General features: G+C 63.0%; 22 protein-coding genes and 1 pseudogene. 7 read left to right on the forward strand and 16 right to left on the reverse strand.

Annotation, left to right across the window (positions count from 1 at the left end):
* Window positions 1-12: 12 nt before the first annotated feature.
* Entirely contained in the window at window positions 13-1,197 is a 1,185-nt protein-coding gene (locus HJB89_RS05125) for a hypothetical protein (protein WP_207585019.1), read from the forward strand.
* Here the strand turns inward: HJB89_RS05125 and HJB89_RS05130 are convergent.
* Genes HJB89_RS05130 through HJB89_RS05165 form a run of 8 tightly spaced genes read right to left on the reverse strand, consistent with a single transcriptional unit; the run spans window position 1,194 to window position 9,379 of the window.
* On the reverse strand, window positions 1,194-2,207 hold the full coding sequence (locus HJB89_RS05130; protein WP_207585018.1) for a succinylglutamate desuccinylase/aspartoacylase family protein: 1,014 nt from the start codon (window positions 2,205-2,207) through the stop codon (window positions 1,194-1,196). The two genes, HJB89_RS05125 and HJB89_RS05130, sit on opposite strands and share 4 nt — an antisense overlap.
* A 31-nt stretch (window positions 2,208-2,238) precedes the next feature.
* The gene (locus HJB89_RS05135; RefSeq protein ID WP_207585017.1) at window positions 2,239-2,583 is read right to left on the reverse strand and encodes a RidA family protein; all 345 of its coding nucleotides are present in this window, start codon (window positions 2,581-2,583) and stop codon (window positions 2,239-2,241) included.
* A 35-nt stretch (window positions 2,584-2,618) separates the two neighbouring features.
* A complete protein-coding gene (locus HJB89_RS05140; protein ID WP_221139412.1) occupies window positions 2,619-3,929 on the reverse strand; it encodes an alanine racemase in 1,311 nt (436 codons plus the stop codon).
* Window positions 3,922-4,878 carry an amidohydrolase gene (locus HJB89_RS05145; RefSeq protein ID WP_207585015.1) on the reverse strand — a complete coding sequence of 319 codons (957 nt, stop codon included), beginning with the start codon at window positions 4,876-4,878 and terminating at the stop codon, window positions 3,922-3,924. The genes HJB89_RS05140 and HJB89_RS05145 overlap by 8 nt, the downstream gene beginning before the upstream one ends.
* Window positions 4,875-5,816: an ABC transporter permease gene (locus HJB89_RS05150; RefSeq protein ID WP_221149131.1), complete on the reverse strand. Its 942-nt coding sequence runs from the start codon at window positions 5,814-5,816 to the stop codon at window positions 4,875-4,877. The genes HJB89_RS05145 and HJB89_RS05150 overlap by 4 nt, the downstream gene beginning before the upstream one ends.
* Window positions 5,813-6,775 carry an ABC transporter permease gene (locus tag HJB89_RS05155; protein ID WP_207585013.1) on the reverse strand — a complete coding sequence of 321 codons (963 nt, stop codon included), beginning with the start codon at window positions 6,773-6,775 and terminating at the stop codon, window positions 5,813-5,815. Before HJB89_RS05155 ends, HJB89_RS05150 begins: the two co-directional genes overlap by 4 nt.
* A complete protein-coding gene (locus HJB89_RS05160) occupies window positions 6,772-8,286 on the reverse strand; it encodes a sugar ABC transporter ATP-binding protein (RefSeq protein WP_221149133.1) in 1,515 nt (504 codons plus the stop codon). Before HJB89_RS05160 ends, HJB89_RS05155 begins: the two co-directional genes overlap by 4 nt.
* A 22-nt stretch (window positions 8,287-8,308) precedes the next feature.
* Window positions 8,309-9,379, reverse strand: a complete 1,071-nt coding sequence (locus tag HJB89_RS05165) for an ABC transporter substrate-binding protein (protein WP_207585011.1) — start codon at window positions 9,377-9,379, stop codon at window positions 8,309-8,311.
* 219 nt (window positions 9,380-9,598) lie between these two features.
* Between HJB89_RS05165 and HJB89_RS05170 the strand changes: the two genes are divergently transcribed.
* The 5 genes and pseudogenes from HJB89_RS05170 (at window position 9,599) to HJB89_RS05190 (ending at window position 14,756) form a co-directional block, all read left to right on the forward strand.
* Window positions 9,599-10,384 carry an IclR family transcriptional regulator gene (locus HJB89_RS05170; RefSeq protein WP_221149135.1) on the forward strand — a complete coding sequence of 262 codons (786 nt, stop codon included), beginning with the start codon at window positions 9,599-9,601 and terminating at the stop codon, window positions 10,382-10,384.
* 353 nt (window positions 10,385-10,737) lie between these two features.
* Window positions 10,738-12,090, forward strand: coding sequence for an LLM class flavin-dependent oxidoreductase (locus HJB89_RS05175; RefSeq protein ID WP_221149136.1), 1,353 nt, complete (start codon window positions 10,738-10,740; stop codon window positions 12,088-12,090).
* An 11-nt stretch (window positions 12,091-12,101) separates the two neighbouring features.
* Window positions 12,102-12,953, forward strand: coding sequence for an ABC transporter permease (locus tag HJB89_RS05180; RefSeq protein ID WP_221149137.1), 852 nt, complete (start codon window positions 12,102-12,104; stop codon window positions 12,951-12,953).
* A 40-nt stretch (window positions 12,954-12,993) separates the two neighbouring features.
* Window positions 12,994-13,976 (forward strand): annotated as a pseudogene (locus HJB89_RS05185) (ABC transporter substrate-binding protein).
* Window positions 13,977-13,985: 9 nt separating this feature from the next.
* Window positions 13,986-14,756, forward strand: coding sequence for an ABC transporter ATP-binding protein (locus HJB89_RS05190; RefSeq protein ID WP_207585006.1), 771 nt, complete (start codon window positions 13,986-13,988; stop codon window positions 14,754-14,756).
* 26 nt (window positions 14,757-14,782) lie between these two features.
* Here the strand turns inward: HJB89_RS05190 and HJB89_RS05195 are convergent, their stop codons facing one another.
* The 3 genes from HJB89_RS05195 to HJB89_RS05205 form a co-directional block, all read right to left on the reverse strand.
* Window positions 14,783-15,205, reverse strand: coding sequence for a type II toxin-antitoxin system VapC family toxin (locus HJB89_RS05195; protein WP_221116797.1), 423 nt, complete (start codon window positions 15,203-15,205; stop codon window positions 14,783-14,785).
* Window positions 15,202-15,468, reverse strand: a complete 267-nt coding sequence (locus tag HJB89_RS05200) for a type II toxin-antitoxin system Phd/YefM family antitoxin (RefSeq protein ID WP_207585004.1) — start codon at window positions 15,466-15,468, stop codon at window positions 15,202-15,204. Before HJB89_RS05200 ends, HJB89_RS05195 begins: the two co-directional genes overlap by 4 nt.
* 115 nt (window positions 15,469-15,583) lie before the next feature.
* A complete protein-coding gene (locus tag HJB89_RS05205) occupies window positions 15,584-17,395 on the reverse strand; it encodes a chloride channel protein (RefSeq protein WP_207585003.1) in 1,812 nt (603 codons plus the stop codon).
* Between the two features lie 199 nt (window positions 17,396-17,594).
* Here HJB89_RS05205 and HJB89_RS05210 point away from each other — a divergent pair, with 199 nt between their 5' ends.
* Entirely contained in the window at window positions 17,595-18,023 is a 429-nt protein-coding gene (locus tag HJB89_RS05210; protein WP_207585176.1) for a MarR family winged helix-turn-helix transcriptional regulator, read from the forward strand.
* A 20-nt stretch (window positions 18,024-18,043) separates the two neighbouring features.
* On the opposite strand, the gene HJB89_RS05215 is transcribed toward HJB89_RS05210, so the two are convergent.
* From HJB89_RS05215 to HJB89_RS05235, 5 genes are all read right to left on the reverse strand, one after another.
* Window positions 18,044-18,952 carry a homocysteine S-methyltransferase family protein gene (locus HJB89_RS05215; RefSeq protein WP_207585002.1) on the reverse strand — a complete coding sequence of 303 codons (909 nt, stop codon included), beginning with the start codon at window positions 18,950-18,952 and terminating at the stop codon, window positions 18,044-18,046.
* A 120-nt stretch (window positions 18,953-19,072) separates the two neighbouring features.
* On the reverse strand, window positions 19,073-19,762 hold the full coding sequence (locus HJB89_RS05220; RefSeq protein ID WP_207585001.1) for an ABC transporter permease: 690 nt from the start codon (window positions 19,760-19,762) through the stop codon (window positions 19,073-19,075).
* 12 nt (window positions 19,763-19,774) lie between these two features.
* The gene (locus HJB89_RS05225) at window positions 19,775-20,500 is read right to left on the reverse strand and encodes an ABC transporter permease (protein WP_207585000.1); all 726 of its coding nucleotides are present in this window, start codon (window positions 20,498-20,500) and stop codon (window positions 19,775-19,777) included.
* A gap of 12 nt (window positions 20,501-20,512) precedes the next feature.
* Window positions 20,513-21,286, reverse strand: a complete 774-nt coding sequence (locus HJB89_RS05230; protein ID WP_207584999.1) for a transporter substrate-binding domain-containing protein — start codon at window positions 21,284-21,286, stop codon at window positions 20,513-20,515.
* 47 nt (window positions 21,287-21,333) lie between these two features.
* A complete protein-coding gene (locus HJB89_RS05235) occupies window positions 21,334-22,113 on the reverse strand; it encodes an ABC transporter ATP-binding protein (RefSeq protein ID WP_207584998.1) in 780 nt (259 codons plus the stop codon).
* Window positions 22,114-22,273 lie beyond the last annotated feature (160 nt).

The raw sequence follows: 22,273 nt of genomic DNA on the forward strand, positions 1-22,273 counted from the left end.
TGGGAGCGCGCCATGCATCTTTCCATGTGGACTTACCCCTGGGATATCCATGATCAGGGGGTCGACACGATTGCCGCCGAGCTTCGCAACCGGGCCGGCCTCAATACGGTCAGCCTTGCGACCTCTTATCATGCCGGCCGCTTTCTCCAGCCGCGCAGCCCGCAACAGAAGGCCTATTTTCCCGAGGACGGGACGGTTTATTTCCGGCCGGATGAAAGCCTGTGGCAGGACAAGGTGATCCGGCCGTTGATGGCCAGGAATGTAGCCGAGCGCGGCGACATGCTGGAAGCGCTCGTCAGGGAGCGTGAGACAACCGGTCTCAAGGTCTCCTGCTGGACGGTCTGCCTCCATAATAGCCGCCTCGGCATGCTGCACCCCGACCACGCGACGCAGAACGCCTTCGGCAATCCCAACTATTACAACCTTTGCCCCTCCAGCCCGGCGGCGCGTGCCTATGCCGTCACTCTCGTGCGCGACATCACGACGAACTACCGGCCGGACATGGTGGAACTCGAAAGCCCGAACTTCATGGGTTTCGCGCATGAATACCATCACGAAAAAGATGGTGTCGGCCTGAACGCCGAAGACGATTTCCTGCTGTCGCTCTGCTTCTGCGACCATTGCACGGCGCGCGCCACCAAGGCCGGCGTACCGGTCGAAGGCGCGCGCCGATCGGTCAAGCGCTTCATCACCGAACTCTGCGAAAGGGCTGTCCCGGAGCGGCAGTTCCCGGACTTTCCGGCAGCGGGCAACGACGCCTTCCGCGACCACCCCGATCTGCATGCCTTTCTTGCCTGGCGCAGCGAACCGGTGACCAGCCTGATCGGCGAGATCAAGGCGGCAGCCGATCCGGCGACACGCATCGTGCTCATCGACCTGAAGGATGGCTGGCTCGGCGGCGTCGATCTCGCAGCCGTCGGCAGGCTCTGCGACGGGGCGATCCTCTGCTGCTACGACATGGAGCCGGATTCGATCGGCGATGTCATCCGCACCGGCCGGGCAGCCCTTGGATCGGAAAAGTTCCTCGGGGTCGGCCTGCGCGTCTTCTATCCCGAGGTCGGTGAAGCCGCTGTGCTGGCGGCCCGCTCCAAGGCGGCCGTTGATGCCGGTGCCGACGGCGTGAACTTCTACAATTACGGCCTCATCCCCGCAAAGCGTCTCGACTGGGTCAAGGCGGCCGTCGCCGCCATCACCTAAGCTGCAATGGGTTCGGCGACCTGGATTAAACAGTCGCCGGCCTGGCTGTCGCAATGCAGACGCTGGGAAATGACGATGCCGCTCTCGGCAAAGCGGAGCTCTTCCTCCGGCTGCTCCAGCCGTTCCAGATCGTGATACCATCCGGCCAGATCGCCGGCAGAAACGGTGGCTTCAAGCGTGACGGCCGGTTCGAACCAGCCTCTGCGGTTGGCATAGATGCCCTGGCTGTGCCGGGACAGCGAGAGAAGCTGCAACGGCCCCGGTTCGGCGAGGGTCGCTCGCGACAGGATCGGGTGTTTGACGATACGGAGCGTGAGGAGCAACCGGTCGATCGCTGCCGCGGTGAAGGCCATCGTCGCAGGCGTCACGGTCCCGCCACCGCCGAACTCGCCGGAAAGACCGACAGTCCCCACCCGTGCCGCAGCCCCCATCGATGTCGGCGCCGCCGGCCCGTTGTCGGCGATGAAGGCATGCGATGCTCCGATCGCCCGCATCAGCGAGACGGATCGCTCGAAGCGGGCGGCGTCGGCCTGCCGCTCGATCAGCGTGCAGGGCAGGTGCGCCATCGACGTGCCGCCCGAGTGCAGGTCGAGCATGACGTCGTGGCGCGGAAAGAGTTCGTGTTCGAGGAAATGCGCCAGCCGCGCCGTCGGCAACCCCAAGGGATCGCCGGGAAAGGCCCGGTTGAGGTTGCCGCCGTCGAAGGGCGAGCAGCGTTTGGCCGCCATCACCGCCGGCAGGTTCGCCATCGGCAGGATGGTGACGGCACCGCGGATCTGAGTAACTTCAAGCAGGCGGATCAGCCGGGCGAGCTGGAGTTCGCCCTCGTATTCGTCGCCATGATTACCGGCCATCAGCAGCAAAGACGGTCCCTCACCATTTCTGAGACGGAGGATCGGAATGCGGATCTGATAATAGGGCGAACGATCGATCGAATAGGGAATGGCGAGATGGCCAGCCTGTCGGCCCTCGCGCGAAAAGTCGATCGGATTGACGAGGCCGCTGTGCATGAAGTCTCCAGTGCGGGCGGTTGCCGTGCAATTATAGCGCCGCGACCGCGGTCATTTCGACGCGCAGATCCGGATCGGCGAGGCGCGCCTCGACGCAGGCGCGGGCCGGCGGGTTTTCCATGTCGATCCAGCTGTCATAAACGCCGTTCATCGCCTCGAAATCGGTAATCGCCGGCAGGAAGACATTGACAGCGAGGAGACGCGAGCGGTCGATACCGGCTTCCTTCAGAAGGGCGTCGATCTTGCCGAGCACGTCGCGGGTCTGCTCCTCGATATCAGCCTTGCGATTTTCCGCGACCTGACCGGCAATATAGACGAGACCGCCATAGCTGACGGCTTGGCTCATGCGCGAACCTTTCTGGTAACGCTGGATCATGCGGGTTTTCCTTTTCTTGGCTTTGCAGGGAGAATTCAGCCGAAGCTGGTCAGATAGGCCGCCGTCACCGAATGATCCGGGTCGAGGCCATACAGGATTGCATGCCGGTCAAGGCAGGTGCAGGGATGCGAGATGCCGAACTCGATGACGTCGCCGACCGCGATATCACTGCCATCGGCGAGCGTGACGAAGGCATGTTGATCGTTGAGCCGGATAACGTCGGCACTTCCCAAATCGGTAAGGCGGGCGCCATGGCGATAGAGCGCCAGCGGCCGCGGCAGGCCCTGGTCCATTGCCACGTCGCGCATGCCCATGCCGCAGATCGCAAGCTGCGGCTCCGGCCGCGACAGAACCTCGGCCCAGACGCGCAGCGCCGGACGGAAACCGGCCGCCGCCGAAACCGTCTCGCCGCCGATACGCAAACCGCCGCGCGCGTCGAGGCCGGCAAGGCCACGCTCGTAGATGCCGTGATCGTGGAAGAAGATCGCGCCGCTGCGCAGCACCAGCCGGCAGGCGGGATCGGCTGCGACGGCGGCTGAAAGCCGGGCCACCACGATGTCGAAAAACACCGAACCGCCTGATGTGACGAGAAGCGGCCGCTCCTTGCCGATGCGGGCGCGTATCTTCGGCAGGAATTCGGCGGTCAGGGCCATCAGCGCGCCGATGCGGTGCATCGTCTCGTCGGCATTGGCGGTCGCGGCCGCACCTTCATAGGCGGCGATGCCGGTGAGCCGGAAGGCCGGCGTCTCAATGGCCAGGATCGCATCGAGGATTGCCTCGGCAGCGGCGGCGCTTCGAAGACCGGCGCGGCCGGCGCCGAACTCAACCAATAGGCCGAGAGGCGGCAGATCTGCGCGCTCACGCCATGCGGAGCGAAGCGCCTCGACGAGCGTTGTCGAATCCACGAAGATATGGAATTCCGCATCCGGATAGTGGCCGAGCAGGGCAGCAAGCCGGCGAGCAGCGGCGATCCCACCGATCTCGTTGGCGAGGATCAGCCGGCGTTGTCCCGCCTTGAGCAGGACGGCTGCCTGGCGGATATCGGCAACGGTCGTGCCCCAGGCGCCTGCCGAAAGAAGCGCGTCTGCCAGCACCGTCGACATCGGGGTCTTGGCGTGCGGCGCGATGTCGGCGCCATGGCTTTTCACATAGGCCATCATCAGTTCGACATTGCCGGTGAAGGCCCGGCGGTCGAGCGAGATCAGCGGCAGGGCCATCCTGCCGTCATAGGGCTTCCACCCCTGCGTTCCGATTGCAGCAGGCGAAAGCGGAGGGTTGTCCGGCGGAAAGCCGCGAACCCGGTCGTCGATCAGCCGGTTTTCCGTCGTGGCATGAAGGTCAGACATGGCGGCCTCGCCCGATCTCGGCCGGATCGCCCAAACCGAGGCGATAGGTGTCGTTGGCGGTGGCAAAGAACAGATCGCGCTGCTCGTCGGGAGAAAGTTGCGCGGCGACCGTGCGGAAAACCTGATAGACCTCGTCGAATGAGGCGTGCAGGCCCGCGACCGGAAAGTCGCTGGCGAACATCGAACGTTCAGGGCCGAAACAATCGAAGCAGTGCTCGATCACCGGCCGCAGGCTTTCGAGCGTCCAGTCATTGTCGTAGGCGACGAGGTCGGAGATCTTTAACCGCACGTTCGGCTCTTTGCCGAGCGCTCGCAGGCCGTGACGCCAGAGCGCCATGCCGTCCTCCGATCGGTCGGCGGGGCTGCCGCCGTGGTTGAGCACGAACAGCGTTTGCGGAAAATCGCGCACCAGCTCGAGGGCCTGATCCATCTGCCACGGGTAGAGCATCAGCTCGAAGACCAGCCCCAACTGTGAAGCGTGAGCAAGCCCCGCCCGCCAAGCGGGATCGGCCATGCGATCTGCGCGCAGAGCAAAACTCTTCGCCGGCTCCGAATGCCAACTCAGAATATCGCGGATGCCGACGACATAAGGGCTCGCCGCTTCCGCTTCGAGCAGGCGCGCGGCGTCCGGCCCGTCGAGGGGAACCCGTGCGATATAACGCTTCGCCACGCCGGAGCTGCGGTCGAGACCCTCCAGCCAGCGGCTCTCTTCCAACGGATGCGCATCGGACCAGCCAGCCTCCACATGCACGGTTGCAATGACGTTCTGACGCCCGGCATCGGCACGATAATCATCGATGCCGTAGTCGCGCAGGATCGGCGCGAGGCTCCCGAAAACCATCTCTTCGCCGGAAGCCCGCGCCTTCTGAAGCCAGGGGTGGCGCTGCAGGCTGAGGTCCCAGAGATGGTGGTGCGGATCGATCACCGGCCCGTCGTAGCGCGCCGTCATCTGCGTGCCTCACGGCCGGACACGAGCAGAAGGGCGAGGATCAGCGTGCCGAACATGATAGACCGCCAGCCGGGGGAGGCGTTGACGACGGTGATCAGCGCCGTCGTGGTGACGAGCAGGATCGCCCCCGGTATCGTGCCGGCATAGGTGCCGCGGCCGCCGAGGATGGAGGTGCCGCCGAGCACGACGGCGGCGATCGACGTCAGCAGATAGGGATCGCCGATGCCGACATAACCTTGCCGGTTCATGCCCAGCACGAGAATGCCGGCAAGCCCGGCGAAAAAGCCGGACAGAGTATGGACGATCAGCGTGTTGAGGGTGACGCTGACGCCGGAAAGCCGGGCGGCGAGCGGGTTCGCCCCGAGCGCCAGAAACCGTGCGCCGATCGGCATGCGATGAATGAGCAGCAGGACGACGACCGAGACGACGAGCCACAGCAGGATGCCCGAGGGGATGCCGAACGGCCGCGCCTGCCCGAGCAGAATGACCGCCGGATTGCTGACGGTGACGGCGCTGCCGCCGGCGACGATGACGAGCAGGCCCTGCAGGAAGGTCGCCATCGCGAGCGTCATGATGATCGGCGGCACACGAAGATAGGCGGCCCCCGCGCCGTTCATCAGGCCGATGCCGGTGGCGATGGCAAGGGCCGCCGCGATGCCGGCAAGGCCGGTTGGATCCCAGGCGGGCGAAATCAGCGGCAGCAGGATCGCCGTGACGGTGATGACAGCACCGACGGAAAGATCGATGCCGCCCATCAGGATGACGAGCGTCTGGCCGGCAGCGACGATGCCGATCACCGCGGCAAGCTCCAGCAGATAACGCAGATGGCCGTAGGCGCCGAAACCGCAAAGCGTGAAGCTTGCAACGATCCAGACGAGCGCGACCAGAAGAAAGGTCAGGAGCGGCGGATTGCGGAACGCAGACCGGATGATGTTCATCGTCTTGCCCTCCATACTCCAAGAAGTTCCGGAACGGCGACTGCGCCGACGATGATCAAGCCTTGCGCGACATATTGCGCGACGGGCGGAAAGCCCAGGAAGAACATCACGTTGATCATCACCGAGAGCAGCAGGCTGCCGCAGATCGCGCCGCGCATCGTGCCCTTGCCGCCGAGGAAACCCACGCCGCCGAGCACGGCGGCGGCGATCGAGTTCAGCGTGAAGGGCGTGCCGATGATGGGATCGCCCGAGCCGGTCTGCGCCGCAACGAAGAGACCGGTGAGAGCAGCAAGAAGGCCGGAGAGCGCGAAGGCTGCGACCTTCACCCGTTCGACCGGCACGCCGGAGCGGAATGCGCCGACCGGGTTGTCGCCGGCCGCATAGATGCCGAGGCCGAGCGGCGTTGCCAGAAAGGCTTTCCAGAGTATGAGGATGACGACGAGCAGCAGGAAGGCGACGGGCGTATGGCCGGCAAGCACCGTCGACAGCCAATCGGGAATGAATCCGCCCGGCCGCGGCAGCAGGATGAGCGCGACGCCGCCGATGATGAAGGAGCCGGCCAGCGTGACGATGATCGCCGGCAATCTCAGATGTGTCACGATGGCGCCGGTGACGGCGCCGATCAATAGGCCGGCGACGGCGACCGCGACAATGCCGCCGGGCACACCGAGCGGCCCTTCCATCGTCGTCGCGGCGATCACCGCGCCGAGACTGACCAGCGGCCCGATCGCCAGCGTGATGCCGCCATTCAGCATCAGCAGCGCCTGCGCCATGGTGACCAGCGCGAGCGGAAACCAGTTCTGCGTGAACTTCGAAAAGCCGCCGATGGAAAGGATGCCGGGAAAGAGCAGCGCATAGAGGATGAGAAAGGCAGCGACGACCAGATAGAGGCCGGCGAGGCCGCGGTTGCGGCGGAGTTGGATCGCGCCGTAGAGACGGGATGCCGAAATTGTATTCATGCCGCCTCTCCCTGCGTCGTGGTCGTCACGCCCATGGCCGCGCCGACGATCGCTCCTTCGCTGATCCGATCTTTTGACAGCGTCGCCGCGACGCGCCCCTCGCGCAGGACCACGACACGGTCGCAGAGATGCACGAGTTCCGGCGTATCGGAACTGGCCAGAATGACGAGCCGCCCCTCGGCGGCGAAGGCGCGCAGCATCAGGTAGATCTCACGTTTGGTCTCGATGTCGACGCCGCGCGTCGGATCGTTGAGGAGCAGCACAGACGGATCGAGCGGCAGCCATTTGGCGAGCGCCACCTTCTGCTGGTTGCCGCCGGAAAGCGCCTGCACCGGCCGGGCCGCATCGCCCTTGATCGTCAGCCGGCGCGCGAGATCGGCGACCAGGCCGTTTTCCGCCTTCGCGTCGCGCAGCCCCTTGCGGGCAAGCCGCCCGAGCGAAGGCAGGATGAGATTGGAGGCGATCGAATGCGGCAGCACCAGTCCCTCGTGCTTGCGGTCCGCCGGGACGTAGACGATACCAGCCGCATTCGCCGCGCCGACATGGGCGGGCAGGTGGGGATTGCCCGCTACCTCCGCCCGGGTCGCCGAGGCTGGAATCGCGCCATAGAGGCCGAGCAGCAGGTCTTCTTGACCCTGCCCGACAAGCCCGCCGATGCCGACGATCTCGCCGACGCGAGCGGAGAAACCAATGTCACGCACGATGCCGGCCGAAAAACCTTCGACGCTGATGCGCATCGCACCGGGTACCGCGGCCGGGCGCGGCGGAAACAGGTCGCCGGTTTCGCGACCAACCATCAGGCGCACCAGACCCTCGCCGTCGATGCCGGACAGCGACTGGTCGGCCGTTACGCCGCCGTCCTTCAGCACGGTGACATGCGAGCAGAGCGCCTGCACCTCGTTGAGGCGGTGGGAAATATAGAGAAGTGCCGTGCCGCGACCCTTGAGCGTCTCGATCAGCTGGGCAAGAATGCCGGCTTCATGCGCGGAGAGCGACGAGGTCGGTTCATCCAGAATAAGCACACGCGGCTTGCGGAACAGCGCCTTAGCGATCTCCACCATCTGACGGCGGCCGAGCGCGAGATCGGCAACCGGCACGTCGAGCGGTTCTGTCAGCCCGACCAGGTCGCAAACCTCTTGCACGCCGCGATGAAGCGCTCCGTAATCGATGAGACCGAACCGGCGCGGAAACGCGCCGATCCCGATGTTTTCGGCAATCGACAGGTTGGCCGTGAGGCTCAGCTCCTGTTGCACGACAGCGATGCCGGCCGCGCGCGCCGCCGCCGGGCTGAAACGCCCGACCGGCCTGCCGTCGACGAGGATGGACCCGCCGTCGGGCTGGAGGGAGCCGGACAGGAGATTGATCAGCGTCGACTTGCCGGCGCCGTTTTCACCGAGCAGGGCGTGAACCCTGCCCGGCAGAAGGGCGATGTCGACGCCCTTCAAAACGGGATTGCCGAAAAATCCCTTGAACACCTGCCGGGCGTCCAGCAGGGGCGCTTCTTCCGTCATGACGGCGTCCCCCAACCGCGGATTACTTGGCAAGCAGCTTGTCGAACAGCGCCTTGTCGTAATCCGAGTAGATATAGCCGTCGGCCGGGAACTTGTCGGCCCGTGCGAGGTAGCTGCCGATCGTGCTGTCGTCGATGACAGGCAGCGGCACCTTGACGAAGGCCGGCACGTTCTTGCCTTGCAGCGCCTGCACCGCAGTGTAGACGGAAAGGGCGCCGAGCCAGTTGGGCTGCATCGTCGCCCAGCCTTTCAGGCTCTTCTCCTTCCAGAGTTCCAGGAACTGCCTTGCATTTTCACCTGTGGTCGGCACCTGGTCGCGGCCCTGGCGCTCGAAGGCGAGGACGGAGCCGGCAGACAGCGCGCCGCCGAGCGACAGCACGCCGTCGATTTCGGGATTGGCGAAGAGCAGGCTGGTCATCGCTTCCTGTGCCGGCGCGACGTTATATTCGGTGTTCGTCTCGGTGATCACCTTGAGACCTGGATTGGCATCGAGGACCGGCTGGGCGCCCTTGCGGCGGTCGTCGCTGACCGAGATGCCGGCCGGGCCGTTCATGATGATAATCTTGCCCTTGCCACCGAGCTGGCTGACCATCCACTTGGCAGCGGTCGCACCCCATTCGCTGGAATCGGTATTGATCTTCGCCGTCACCTTGTCGGTGTTGACCAAGCTGTCGAAATTGACCACGGCGATGCCCTTGTCGCAGGCATCCGATATGACGCGGTCGAGCGCGTTGGAGGAGCCGGCGATGACGACGATGGCGTCGACATTGGCGTCGATCATCGACTGGATATGCTGGATCTGCGTCTGGGCGTTGCCCTGCGCGTCAGTGATCATCAGGTCCTTGACGAGGCCGGCCTTCTTCAGCTCCTCCACTTCAGCGGTAATGGTGCCTTCGGTCTGTTTCATCCAGGTCGGCACGGAGTAGATGTTCGCCCAGCCGATCGTATAGGGCGCTTTTCTGTCGCCCTTGATGCAATTGGCAGCGGCCGAGGCAGTGCCGGTGGAAAAGACCAGGAGGGTGGCTGCTGCGGCAGCGCCCGCGAGGAGGCGGCGGCGCAGCGAAGCGGAAATGCTGTTTTCAAAATTCTTCATGTCGATCCCCTTTTTTGTGCGGCAACCTTGACGGTTTGCCATCTATGTCCAATATATCGTACATGTGATCTTTATACCGGACGAGGCGATCTTATGCCGATTTTTTTACCCCGCAAGAGGGGTGGGGAAATTTCATTCGCGATTGAATGACGGGATCAATTGACAGATACGGCAGGCGGCTTGAAAAGCTTGGCCGGACAAAAGAACAGGACGATAGCAATGGATGCAGTTCAGGACGAAGCAGCCGGCAAACGCGCCCGAGGGCTCGACCGCGCCTTCGAAATCCTCGATTTCCTGCGCCAGAAACGGCAGGCCTTGAAGCCGAACGAAATCGCCGCGCAGATCGGTGCGCCGCGTTCGTCCGTCTACGAACTCGTCAACCTGCTGCTCAGTAACGGCATTCTCGAATTCACCGGCGGCGAGGGGCGCGTCTATCTCGGCCGCAAGCTCTATTTCCTCGGCGCCGCCTATGAGAACCATTTCGACTTCACCCGCGAATGCGAGGCGACGCTGGAACGGCTTGCCGATGAAACGCGGGAAACGGCGCAGTTCTGCATGCTGGATGGAAACAGGTATACGGTCGTGCGCATGCGCGAGGGGGCGCGGCCGTTCCGCATTTCGACGGATGTGGGACAGTCGGTGCCGATTCCGTGGACGGCGTCGGGGCGCCTGCTCGTCGCGCATCTGTCGGATCAGGACATCCTGAACTTCATTCCGTCGCAGGATTTCCGTCTGCCGGGCGGTGAATGGCTCGAGCCCCAGACCTTCATCGCCGAGGTGCGCCAGGCCGAGCGTGAAGGCTTCTTCACCTTCAACAGCATCGTCGACAGCTTTACCCATTGTTTTGCCGTGCCGGTGCGGGGCGAGGAAGGCCATGCAGCTGCAACGCTCTGCCTCGTCACCCCACGCGACGACGGTATCGCGAACCGGGACCGCTACCTCGACTGCCTGAAGAAGGCCGCCGCCGGCCTGGAGCATGCCCCTTCCCGGTCAAAACGGGGCTGATGCCCAAGCATAGCCAGGCACCGCTATCCGGCGGCACGCACCGCTCATGCATGACCCGTGCCCGGCTGCATGTTCCCAAAATCATATCACGAAACAGGACGTCGCTCGTCGACCTGTCCGACATGGAAAACATCAAAGACGGCCGCAAGACGACATATCTCTTGTTGGCCGCCTCGATCGTCGATTTCCAGATTCAAGCCAATCCCGCAAAACTATTCACTCTTCCTCCGAAATTATGAAATGAAGTTTCTCTATAAAATTTATGGAGAACGTAGTGTAGAGTCCTGACAGCCAACCTATACCATGGCCCTGGAAAACACCGGGCTGTGGGCGGCAAACGGAGAGGACGCGAAATGACACGCAAAATCAGGCTTGGGGCATTTCTTCCCGGTGGCGGACAGCATGTTGCATCCTGGCGGCATCCTGACCAGCCGGCCGACGGTGCCACCAGTTTCGAGTTTCACAAGCAACTCGTCCTGACAGCCGAGCGCGGACTCTTCGATGCTTATTTCCTGGCCGACGGACTGGCTGTCGGTTTTGGCGGAGCGCGCGAAGGCGGCAATGCCCGCGTCGCCGGCTTCGAACCCGTCACATTGTTTTCCGCGCTTGCGCCTTTCACCACCCATCTCGGCTTTATCGCGACGTCTTCCACCACCTATGAGGAGCCCTATACGACTGCTCGCAAATTCGCCTCGCTGGATCTGATCTCCGAGGGCCGCGCCGGCTGGAATGTCGTGACCACGACGGGCGACCTCACGGCACAGAACTTCAACCGCGATACGCAGCTTCCACATGCCGATCGATATCGCCGTGCTGCCGAGCATGTCGACGTTGTCCGCAAACTCTGGGAAAGCTTCGAGGACGACGCGTTCATCCGCGACAAGGAGTCGGGCGTATTCTTCGATCCGGCGAAGCTGCACGACACCGACCACCGCGGCGAGCATTTCAGCGTGCGTGGCCCGCTCAACGTCTCGCGCTCGCCCCAGGGACATCCGGTCATCGTGCAAGCCGGGCAGTCCGACGACGGGCGCGGGCTTGCCGCGGCAACGGCCGAAGTCATCTTCACCGCCCATCAGCACATCGAAACAGCCCAGGAATTCTACCGCGATATCAAGGCACGCGCCCGCGGCCTCGGCCGCAACCCCGATCACATCCTCGTCATGCCCGGCGTCTCCGCTTTCGTCGGCAGGACCGAAGCGGAAGCACGCGAGAAGTACGACCGTCTGACCTCGCTGATTGTCGAAGAGGATGGAATCGGCCTCCTTAACGGCCTGACCGGCGGTACGCTCGACCTGCACGGTTATGATCTCGACGGGCCGCTGCCGCCGGCGCCGCCGACGGAAGGCATGAAGAGCCGCCAGGCCCTCATCCGCCAGATCGCAGACGAAAACAATTTTTCCATCCGCCAGCTCTATCAATGGATCGCGTCGGCCCGCGGTCACTACACCATCGTCGGAACGCCTGAAAAGATCGCCGATACGCTACAGCAATGGTTCGAGAACGAAGCGGCCGACGGCTTCAACATTCTGCCGCCCTGGCTGCCGACGGCCCTCGACGATTTCGTCGATCTGGTCATCCCGGAGTTGCAGCGCCGCGGACTGTTTCGCACGGCCTATGAGGGCAAGACGCTCCGGGAAAACCTCGGCCTGCCTTTCCCCGCCAATCGATGGGCTGCCGGACACGCAGCTCTCCAGGCAGCAGAATGAGGGAACGGACCATGGCCTATGAAATCAACCAGACTCTCCCGAGAAGCTTCGGCCGCCTGAAAAGCAGCGAAAGCACCATTTCCACTCTCGGCTCCCATGGGCGCGGGTTGCTCGCATCGTTTTTGCCGCGTTATGGCCTGCTCCTCGCCTTCCTCGCGCTCTGGCAGGTGTCGAGCACCAGGGGCTGGATCAATCCGGCCATCTTCCCGCCCCTGAACGTGATCCTGTCTGCTCTTTGGACCAATCTTGCCAACGGCGCGTTGCTGGACGACATCGCCATCAGCCTGCAGCGAGCCGGAACCGCCTTCGCCTTTGCCGTCGTGATCGGCATTCCGCTCGGCCTGTTCATGGGCCAGGGTCGTGCGGTCGAGCAGGCGCTCGATCCGATCCTGCAGCTCTTCCGCCAGACCTCGGCGCTGGCGCTCTATCCGATCTTCATCCTGCTGCTCGGCCTCGGCGAAACCTCCAAGATCTTCGTGATCTTCTGGGCCACCCTGTTTCCGGTGCTGCTCGCCACGATCGGCGGCGTCAAGGAGGTGGACCAGAAGCTTATTGAGATGGCGCGGACTTATGGCGCCGGACCGCTGACCATCTTCCGCCGCGTCATTCTGCCGGCGTCCGTCCCTGCGATCTTCGTCGGCCTGCGTCTCTCGGCGACGACTGCGCTTCTCCTGTTGATTGCCGCCGAGATGATCGGCGCCAACAAGGGTATCGGCTTCCAGGTGATGAACGCCCAGTACAATTTCCAGATCCCGCTGATGTTTGCGGCGATCCTTCTGCTCGCCTTTCTCGGGCTTGCCGCCAATGCCTTGCTCGTTCTCCTGCAGCGCCGTCTCTGCCGCTGGTCTCAGCCGAGCCGCTAACCTGCTTCCCCCGATTTTCCTCTTCCGAAAGGGATACGTCATGACATTCCATCCCCGCAACCTTCTCCTCCCGGCCGTCATCGCGCTCGGCCTTGCTACGCCGGCCGCAGCTGCCGACACGATCAAGCTGCGCTACCTCGCCAGCCAAGGCGGTCTTGCCGCCCATGAGCTCGCCGACGAGCTCGGCTATTTCAAGGCACCGGCATTACGTTCGAAAATGTCGGTTATGCTCAAGGCGGGCCGGCCTCTCTGATCGCCCTCGCATCCGGTGATGTCGAGATCGGCAGTGCGGCCACCTCCGCCGTGCTGAATTCGATCATCGGCGGCAATGACTTCGTCGCCGCCTATCCGTCGAACGGCATCAATGACGAGGTGCAGTCGACCTTCTATGTGCTGGAAGACAGCCCGATCAAGAGTATCAAGGACATTGCCGGCAAGAGCATAGCAGTCAATACGCTTGGCGCGCACCTCGATTATACCATCCGCGAGGCCTTGCATTCCGTCGGCCTGCCGAGCGACTCCGCCAATCAGATCGTCGTTCCCGGGCCGCAACTCGAACAGGTGCTGCGCTCCAAGCAGGTCGATATTGCCGCCTTCGGTTATTGGCAGACGACCTTCGAGGGTGCGGCGCTCAAAAATGGCGGCCTGCGCGCGGTTTTTGACGATACCGACGTGCTCGGCGACATTGCCGGGGGGTTTGTGGTCCTGCGCCGCGATTTCATTCAGCAAAATCCCGAGGCCGCAAAGATTTTCGTCGAGCAGTCGGCCCGCGCGCTCGACTATGCCCGCGAACATCCTGAAGAAACCAAGAAGATCCTGGCCAAGGCGCTCAGCGAGCGTGGCGAGAACGCTGATATCGCGCAATATTTCCGCGGCTATGGCGTGCGCGCCGGCGGTCTGCCGGTCGAGCGCGACATCCAGTTCTGGATCGACGTCCTGGTTCGCGAAGGCAAGCTGAAGCAAGGCCAGTTGGCGGCCAAGGACATCCTCTTCACGGCCGATGCCAAGCCGGCAAGCAACTGAGGAACCGAGATGAGCATTGCTGAGGACATTCGCCGCGGCGAGGTGACGATCCGTCGCCTCTCCAAATCCTACAAGTTGAACGGCACGCCGCTGCAGGTTCTCAAGGATATCAATCTCCACATCCGCTCCGGCGAAAGCCTCGCCATCGTCGGTGCCAGCGGCTCGGGCAAAACGACCCTGCTCAGGGTTCTTGCAGGTCTCGAGGATGCCGACACCGGAGAGGTCCTCGTCGACGGCAAGGTGGTGCGGGGCGTCGGCGCAGAGCGCGCCGTCATCTTCCAAGAACCGCGCCTTCTGCCCTGGCTTGATGTGCTCGACAATGTCGCCTTCGGGCTGGAAACAAGTGGTCTCACCCGTCAGCGGGCGAGGGCGCGGGCGCGCCACTATGTCAAGCTTGTCGGCCTGCAGCAATTCGAGGCCGCCTATCCCCGGCAGCTCTCCGGAGGCATGGCGCAGCGCGTCGGGATCGCCCGGGCGCTGGCTGTTCAGCCCGAGATCCTGCTGCTCGACGAACCGCTCGGCGCGCTCGACGCGATGACCAAGATCGGCATGCAGCAGGAACTCGCCCGGATCTGGCGCGATGAGGATGTGACGACCATTCTCGTCACGCACGATCTCGAGGAGGCGATTTATCTCGCCGACCGGATCCTCATCCTGCCACGGGAGAAGGGCGGCGAACCGCGCCTGATCGACATCGATCTGCCGCGACCGCGCGACCGCAGCGCACCGGAATTCGTTCGCCACCGCGAGGAGCTGCTGAACCTGTTCGGATTGCATTGACGGCTGCGCTGTAGCCTTCGCCAGGACTAAAGGATCCAGGGATTGATCAGTTCGATCCCCAAGCCGTCGAAATCCTTCGTGTTGCGCGTCGCGAGCGTGAGATCGTGAGCAACCGCGGTGGCAGCGATCAGGCCATCCATCGACGGCAGGCCACGGCCGCTCCGCTTTGCATGGCCCATGAGGTCCCCCCAGGCCAGGGCAACCGATTCATCCACCGGGATGATGCGGTGCTCGAAGCGCTGCGTCAGGTCCCGGGCAAGCCATTCAGCCAGCGCGTCGCGTTTTCGTCCCTCGTCCATCAGGGCAACACCACGTCGGATCTCTGCGACCGAGACGATGCTGATGAAGGAGCGATCCTCGTCGAGCCTGTCCAACCATTGCAAGACGTGCGCATCAGGCTTCGGCTTCGTCACCTCGGACAGGACGTTGGTGTCCAGCAAAAGTCTCACAGCGCCGGATCACGCGGTTCGTCGCGTTGACGCTCAAGGTCCAGATTGGCGCCGCGCAGCGGCGACTCCATCAGAAATTCGGCAAGCGTCCCTTGGCGAGCGGTCTTGCGCTGCCATTCCTCGGCAGAGACGACGACAACGCTCGGCTTGCCGTTCCTTGTGATTGTCTGTGGCGCGGATTGCGCGCGTTCGATGACTTCGGAAAGCTTCGCCTTTGCACTGGCAACGGTCCAGCTTTCATTGTCTTGCCGTGATGGCTGCATTGCTCAGCTCCTGACCAGAATGACTATAGTGACTATATAACTGGACTGGGGTGAGTTTGCAAGCGGCGGGATCGAGCGGTTCAATTGGCGGGGCCGAAGAAACCTGAGGCGGCTATCACGATTTGCTCCTCGCCCCGGCAGTCAGATACGGCCGCCGATCCAGTTCCTGCGACCTCAAGGAACTGCGTAGCCGCAGCAGATCCTTGCGGGCGATCAGGCCGCACAGCTTGCCGGAAGCGGGATCGACGATCGGAATACGCCCATCGCCCGTCGACAGCATGAGGTCGGCGATAAAGGCAACGGTATCATCAGGATGCCCGACGGGAACGGAATCGTCGGTGACGTTTTCGGCAAGCGTCTGGAGGGTCAGGTCCGGCGTCCCCTGCCAGCGCAGGGCATCGGCCCGCGAGACGATGCCCGCCAATCTGCCTGCCGCGTCGATCACCGGGTAGATCCGATGGGTTTTCTCCTGAGAGGCGAAGAAATCGCAGGCCTCCCCCACCGTCATGGTGACGGGAAGCGTGTCGACATTGCTGATCATGATCTCCCGTGCACGGGAGAGCTCGAACGGATCGACGCCATATTCGCGGGTGATGTGCTGCCCGCGGCGCGCAATCTTCTCGGTAAGGATCGAGCGGCGCAGCAGAAGAACCGTGACGGCATAGGCCACCACCGTTGCGGCGAGCAGCGGAACGAGCGTGCTCACATCGCCGGTGATCTCCATCGCAAAAAAGGTCCCCGTCAGCGGCGCGCGCATGGTTCCGCCCATCATCGCCGCCATTCCGAGCAGCGCCCAGAAGCCGGGATCGTTGCCCGGCATGACAAGGCCGACCAGCCATCCGAGAGCACCGCCGAAGATGAGAAGCGGAGCAAGCACGCCGCCCGAGGTGCCGGACGACAGCGCAAACAGCCAGATGATCGTCTTCACCAGCAGGATCGACATCACCGCCGGTGCGAGCAGCCGGTTGTTGAGCAGGCCATCGATGATGTCGTAGCCGACGCCCATGGCACGCGGTTCGATCAGACCGCCGAGGCCGATGACAAGACCGCCAAGCATCGGCCACCACATCCAGTGGATCGGCAGTGCCTCGAAGAGGTCCTCGATCCGGTAGAGCAGCGTCGTCAGCAACCCCGATTGCAGCCCCGATATGATGCCCATCGCCGCACAGGCGAAGATCCCCCACCAGGGCAAATCTACTTGGAAATGGGTCGGAAACAGCGGGCCGGTGCCGAACAGCAGCGGGCGCCAGCAGATCGACACGCAGGCGGCAACGGCGACAGGAATGAAGCTGCGCGGCTTCCATTCGAACAACAGCAGTTCGACCGCCAGCATGACCGCGGCAATCGGTGAGCCGAAGATCGCCGTCATGCCTGCGGCTGCACCGGCGACGAGCAGCGTCTTCCGCTCGGCAGCGCTCATGTGAAAGAATTGCGCGAAGAGCGATCCGATCGCCCCGCCGGTCATGATGATCGGCCCCTCGGCGCCGAACGGACCACCCGTTCCGATCGAGATTGCCGAGGACAGCGGCTTCAGGACCGCGACCTTCGGCGACATCCGGCTGCCGCCGATCAGGATCGCCTCTATGGCCTCGGGAATGCCGTGGCCGCGGATCTTCTCCGATCCGAAGCGGGCCATCAGGCCGATGACCAGCCCGCCGAGCGGCGGCACCAGCACCACCCACAGCGAGCGCGGCACGGCAGCCAGCGAAGCAGGCTGGATGCCGATCTGCCCGAACCAGATGACATTCGTCACCAGCGCGATCAGGCTGACGAGACACCAGGCCGCAAACGCGCCGCCGGTGCCGACGATGATGGACATTCCGATCAGCAGGAGGACCCGCCTGTCGGTGGTGAAATCGCCGGCCTCGCGCCGGGAAAGGCCGCCCGTGAAATCGTGCGGCCGGTTGCTTGGTTGATGCTGCGCCATGGAAGCCTCTGCTACGCCGGAAATGGATACACTTGAGCGACGTCAATATATCGTGATACGATATAAATCAATGGGTGAAGGCATGAAGGTGAAAATGTCTGTAGAGATGCCTCACTTGACCGGCTGTCGGATGCCCATCTATTCGAGATGGCGGGATGGCTCGCGACCTTGGCAGCCGTTGCGGCAGAGGAGAATGCGTTTGAAGAAAACCGTGCCGGCGCTGAGACAGGAGGATTATGAGGCGCTCGCCGATCTCAGATTCGCGCTTCGGCAATTCATGGACTTCAGCGCCTCTGCCGCCCAGCTGGAAGGGCTGCCCGTACAGCAGCATCAGGCGCTGCTGGCGATCAAGGGGCACCGCGGCGATGCCATGACCATCGGCATGCTGGCCGAGCGGCTGATCATCGCGCCGCATACGGCGACCGAGCTTGTCGGGCGGCTGTCGGACGCGGGCCTGGTCGAACGCCATGCCGATCCGACCGACAGGCGCCGTCAGACGATACTTCTGACGGAGAAGGCCGACGCGCTTCTGGTGAGACTGAGCGCCGCCCACCTCTCGGAAATAAGGGAGATGGCGCCGAAGCTGATCGAGCTTCTCCTCGAGCTGCAGAAGACCGCCCAAGCCTGATGAGCCGACCGGCGTCGAGCCTATCTTAAAAGCGTCTTGCTGAGGCGATGGATATGGGCGGCGCCGATGCCGCAGCAGCCGCCGATGATCGTCGCACCGGCTTCGGCCCAGGAGCACGCAAAGCGCGAATAGGCGTCGTCGTTCAGATCGTCACGGGTCTCATGCAGCCCTTCGTTGGCGGCTGATGTGCCTTGTTCGCCTTCGAAGGCATTGGCATAAACGCCGATTTCGATCTGAGCGTCCGTCTTCCGGAATACGCGCGCTACCGTCTCTACCGCCGCCTGCATGACTTCAGGCTTGCTGCAATTGAAGAGCAAGGCCTTCGCACCCGATGAAACTGCCCAGGATGCCGCGTCCTCGACGCTTTCGCCGGAGCGAAGCTTCGGCCCGCCGCTTTCGATGTCTGCCTCGTCATCCGCCAAGGTGAAGGAAATCCAGAACGGCTTGCCTGATGCCGCCACCGCCTGGCGCACGGCCTCTCCCTCGGCGATCAGGCTCAACGTCTCGCCGAGCCAGACATCGACGAAGGGAGCGAGGTTTTCGACCAGCACCTTGAGATAGTCTTGCACCCGTGAAGGCTGAAAATTTTGCGGCTCGTAGGAGCCGAAGATCGGCGGCAGCGAACCGGCGACCAGCACCTTGCGATCGGTGGCGGCATCGGCCGCCTCGCGCGCCAAACGACCGGCGAGACGGGTCAGCGCCGCCCCCTCCTTCTGGAACCGGTCCTCACCGATATGGAAAGGCACCAGCGCATAGCTGTTCGTGGTGATGACCTGCGAACCGGCCGCGATGAATTCCTTGTGGACCTCACGGACGATGTCCGGCGCGTTGATCAGCGCCAGTGCCGACCATTCCGGTTGTTTCAGTTCGGCGCCCAGCCGCAGCAACTCGCGGCTCATGCCGCCATCGAGAATTCGTGTCGTGCTCATGAAGAGGTTTCCATTCAGGCTGTCGCGCCGTCACCGACGGCGGGCTTTTCATAACAAAGTGGGCGGATTGCAAGTGATTGGTGCGCGAGGGAGTTCATGGCCGGTTCCTTTTTCGTCGGCCTAACGACGAACGGGTACCTGCGCTTCGAGACCTCGAAAGACGCGGGCAATTACTGCGGTCAAAGCGAGATAGAAGACGGTGACGACAAGCAGCGGCTCATAGACCAGCAGCGTGTCCTGGCGAACCTTGTTGGCCACGGCGTAGAGATCCATCACCGTCACCGTGAAGGCAAGCGGCGTCGCCTTCAGCTGCATGACGATCTCTCCGGCAATCGTCGGCAAGGCGATGCGGATGGCGCGCGGCAGCCAGATGCGGCGGACGAGCTTCCATGGCGACAGGCCGAAGGCCCGGCCGGCTTCCAGCTCGCCTTTGGGAACGGCGAGCAGCGCACCGCGCAACACCTCCGCCTCATAGGCCGCATAGTTCAGCGTGAAACTGACGGCCGCAAAGAAGAAGCCCTCGCGCAGGATCGGCCAGAACAGGCTCTGGCGGATGCCGGGAACCATGGGCAGCAGCGAGCCGACCCCATAATAGAGAAGCCATAGCTGGATCAGCAGCGGCGTGCCGCGGAAGAAGGTGCAATAGCCGCGGGCGAGCAGCCGCGTCAGCCTGCCGCCGCTGACCTGCGCGAAAGCGAGACCGATGGCGATGGCAAAGCCGAACACCACGGAGATCACCAGCAGCGCAACGGTCTGCCAGGCGCCGGTCAGAAGCAGCGGCCAATAGGAAGAGATCCAGCTGAAATTCATGCGACGCTTTCTTCAGGCAAGGCGCGGCTGTCCCCGCCGCACCCGCGCCTCGATCAGTTTGAAGGCGACGTTGGAAACGAGCGTGATGGCGAGGTAGAGGAGGGCCGAAGCCAGGAAAAACACGAAGTAATGTTTGGTGCTTGCCCCGGCGAGGCGGGTGGCAAGCGCCAGTTCCTGGTAGCCGACGACCGCCACCAGCGCGCTGTCCTTGGTGACCGACATCCACAGATTGGCAAGCCCCGGCAGCGCGTTCGGCAATAGCGCCGGCAGCAGGACGCGGCGGAAGCGCAGCATCGGTCCCATGCCGAAGGCCTTGGCGGCCTCGATCTGGCCGGCGGGAATAGCAAGGATCGCGCCGCGCAGCACCTCCGTCATATAGGCGCCCTGCACGAAGCCGAGCACGGCGACGGCCGCGACGAAGCCGTTCACGTTGATTGGCGGCAGGTCCAATGCCGCCAGCAGCCGATTGAGACCGTCGGTGCCGGCATAATAGAGCCCAACGATCAGGATCAGCTCGGGAACCGCGCGGATCACCGTCGTATAGAGATCGAGCAGCAGGCGGAGGGCGCGATTGCTGGACAGCTTTCCAAGCGCGCCGCCCGTGCCGAGCAACAGGCCGATTGCGAAGGCGCAGGCCGAGATGGCGACCGTGGAGACTGCACCTGTCAAAAGAACGCCGCCCCATCCCGGAGGATAGGGAGACAGCAGGTCCAGAATGCCTTGTTGCGCGGTCGCCATCAACGAGACTGCTTACTTCGCGCCGTAGATATCGAAATCGAAGTATTTCTTGTTGATGGCGTCATACTGACCGTTGGCGCGAACGGCAGCGATCGCCGCATTCAGCTTGGCTTTCAGCGCCGTGTCTTCCTTGCGCAACCCGCCCGAAACGCCGGCTCCGAGAATCTCCTTGTCGTCGGCGACATCACCCATCTTGGCGCAGCAATCTTTGCCGCCATCGCTTTTCAGGAAAGCGTCGAGCGCCAGTGAATCACCGAAGACGTAGTCGATGCGGCCGGAGGCGAGATCCTGGAAAGCCTCGTCGAGCGTCTGGTAGGTCTTTTCCTCGGCAGCGCCTGCAAAATACTTCTTGTAATATTCCGACTGGATCGTCGACACCTGGATGCCGATCGTCTTGCCCTTCACGTCCTCGGCAGTGGCGCCCGGCTTCTGGTCCTTGGGGCCGATCAGTGTGCTCGGCGTATTGTAATATTTGTCGGTGAAATCGATCACCTTCGAGCGTTCGGCGGTGTTCGACATCGACGACCAGATCACATCGAACTTCTTGCTCTGGAGAGCTGGAATGAGACCATCCCAGGAAATCTCGACGATTGAGCATTTCTCCTTCATCTCGTCGCAGACGGCGTTCATCAGATCGATTTCCCATCCGTGCCACTCACCAGAGGCATCCTTGGCGAAGAAGGGCGGATAGGATTCGTTCATGACGCCGAAGCGGACTTCGGCCTGTGCCGTGACGGCGGAAAGCGCAAGTGCAACGCCGGCGAAAAGCGTGGGGAGCAGTTTCATTCGCGGGATTCTCCTGGTTCGTGTGGTGTCGATGATGGCTGGTGTGATCAATGGGCGCTGAGACGGGTGAACTCCCGACAGCGGGCACTGACCGGCGCCCCGAAAACTTGTTCCGGCGGACCTTCTTCCTCGATCCGTCCCTGATGCAGGTAGAGAACTCGGCTCGAAACATCCCGGGCAAAGCGCATTTCATGCGTGACGATCAGCATGGTCCGGCCTTCTTCCGCAAGATCGCGGATGACTTTGAGAACCTCGCCGACCAGCTCCGGATCGAGCGCCGATGTCGGCTCGTCGAACAGCATGACGGCGGGATCGACGCAGAGCGCCCTCGCAATCGCCGCGCGCTGCTGCTGGCCGCCGGACAGGAAGGCGGGATAGGCGTCGCGCTTGTCAAAGAGCCCGACCTTGTGGAGCAGGGCTTCGGCCTTTTCGATCGCCTCGCGCTTTGAAATGCCCATGACGTGCACTGGCGCCTCGATGACGTTTTCCAGCACGGTGCGATGGGCCCAGAGATTGAAACTCTGAAAGACCATGCCGAGCCCTGTCCGCAGCCGTTCGATCTGCCGCCAGCTCTGCGGCTGCAGCCGGCCGCCGCGACCGATTTTCAGCGCGACTTCCTCGCCGTTCACCGCAATGCGGCCGCGATCCGGCGTTTCCAGGAAATTGATGCATCGGAGGAAGGTGCTCTTGCCGGAGCCGGACGAGCCGATGATCGAAATCACATCAGACTTGTGGGCCTCCGTCGAGATACCCTTGAGGACCTGTTGCGAGCCGAAGCTTTTATGGAGATCTTCGACGCGAAGAGCAGGAAAGGGTTGATCCGACATGCAGTGGTCCGGCTGAACTGAATTTGCGAAGGATAATGATAAAATAACGCGGTTTTTTCGCGCAATTATCACCTCTTTTGCATATTATGTGCAAAATAATCTTCCTCGCGCATCGAATGCGGCAGAATGTATGAAGTGCCGCAACTGGAATTGGACTGAA

The sequence above is a fragment of the Rhizobium sp. NZLR8 genome (genome assembly GCF_019685025.1).
Taxonomy (GTDB): Bacteria; Pseudomonadota; Alphaproteobacteria; order Rhizobiales; family Rhizobiaceae; genus Rhizobium.

Bases quoted from the DNA above. Each gene is read 5' to 3' on its own strand.
- HJB89_RS05125 (WP_207585019.1), top strand. From the start codon at position 13: ATGCATCTTTCCATGTGGACTTACCCCTGGGATATCCATGATCAGGGG.
- HJB89_RS05130 (WP_207585018.1), bottom strand. From the start codon at position 2,207: ATGCACAGCGGCCTCGTCAATCCGATCGACTTTTCGCGCGAGGGCCGA.
- HJB89_RS05135 (WP_207585017.1), bottom strand. From the start codon at position 2,583: ATGATCCAGCGTTACCAGAAAGGTTCGCGCATGAGCCAAGCCGTCAGC.
- HJB89_RS05140 (WP_221139412.1), bottom strand. From the start codon at position 3,929: ATGTCTGACCTTCATGCCACGACGGAAAACCGGCTGATCGACGACCGG.
- HJB89_RS05145 (WP_207585015.1), bottom strand. From the start codon at position 4,878: ATGACGGCGCGCTACGACGGGCCGGTGATCGATCCGCACCACCATCTC.
- HJB89_RS05150 (WP_221149131.1), bottom strand. From the start codon at position 5,816: ATGAACATCATCCGGTCTGCGTTCCGCAATCCGCCGCTCCTGACCTTT.
- HJB89_RS05155 (WP_207585013.1), bottom strand. From the start codon at position 6,775: ATGAATACAATTTCGGCATCCCGTCTCTACGGCGCGATCCAACTCCGC.
- HJB89_RS05160 (WP_221149133.1), bottom strand. From the start codon at position 8,286: ATGACGGAAGAAGCGCCCCTGCTGGACGCCCGGCAGGTGTTCAAGGGA.
- HJB89_RS05165 (WP_207585011.1), bottom strand. From the start codon at position 9,379: ATGAAGAATTTTGAAAACAGCATTTCCGCTTCGCTGCGCCGCCGCCTC.
- HJB89_RS05170 (WP_221149135.1), top strand. From the start codon at position 9,599: ATGGATGCAGTTCAGGACGAAGCAGCCGGCAAACGCGCCCGAGGGCTC.
- HJB89_RS05175 (WP_221149136.1), top strand. From the start codon at position 10,738: ATGACACGCAAAATCAGGCTTGGGGCATTTCTTCCCGGTGGCGGACAG.
- HJB89_RS05180 (WP_221149137.1), top strand. From the start codon at position 12,102: ATGGCCTATGAAATCAACCAGACTCTCCCGAGAAGCTTCGGCCGCCTG.
- HJB89_RS05190 (WP_207585006.1), top strand. From the start codon at position 13,986: ATGAGCATTGCTGAGGACATTCGCCGCGGCGAGGTGACGATCCGTCGC.
- HJB89_RS05200 (WP_207585004.1), bottom strand. From the start codon at position 15,468: ATGCAGCCATCACGGCAAGACAATGAAAGCTGGACCGTTGCCAGTGCA.
- HJB89_RS05205 (WP_207585003.1), bottom strand. From the start codon at position 17,395: ATGGCGCAGCATCAACCAAGCAACCGGCCGCACGATTTCACGGGCGGC.
- HJB89_RS05215 (WP_207585002.1), bottom strand. From the start codon at position 18,952: ATGAGCACGACACGAATTCTCGATGGCGGCATGAGCCGCGAGTTGCTG.
- HJB89_RS05220 (WP_207585001.1), bottom strand. From the start codon at position 19,762: ATGAATTTCAGCTGGATCTCTTCCTATTGGCCGCTGCTTCTGACCGGC.
- HJB89_RS05225 (WP_207585000.1), bottom strand. From the start codon at position 20,500: ATGGCGACCGCGCAACAAGGCATTCTGGACCTGCTGTCTCCCTATCCT.
- HJB89_RS05230 (WP_207584999.1), bottom strand. From the start codon at position 21,286: ATGAAACTGCTCCCCACGCTTTTCGCCGGCGTTGCACTTGCGCTTTCC.
- HJB89_RS05235 (WP_207584998.1), bottom strand. From the start codon at position 22,113: ATGTCGGATCAACCCTTTCCTGCTCTTCGCGTCGAAGATCTCCATAAA.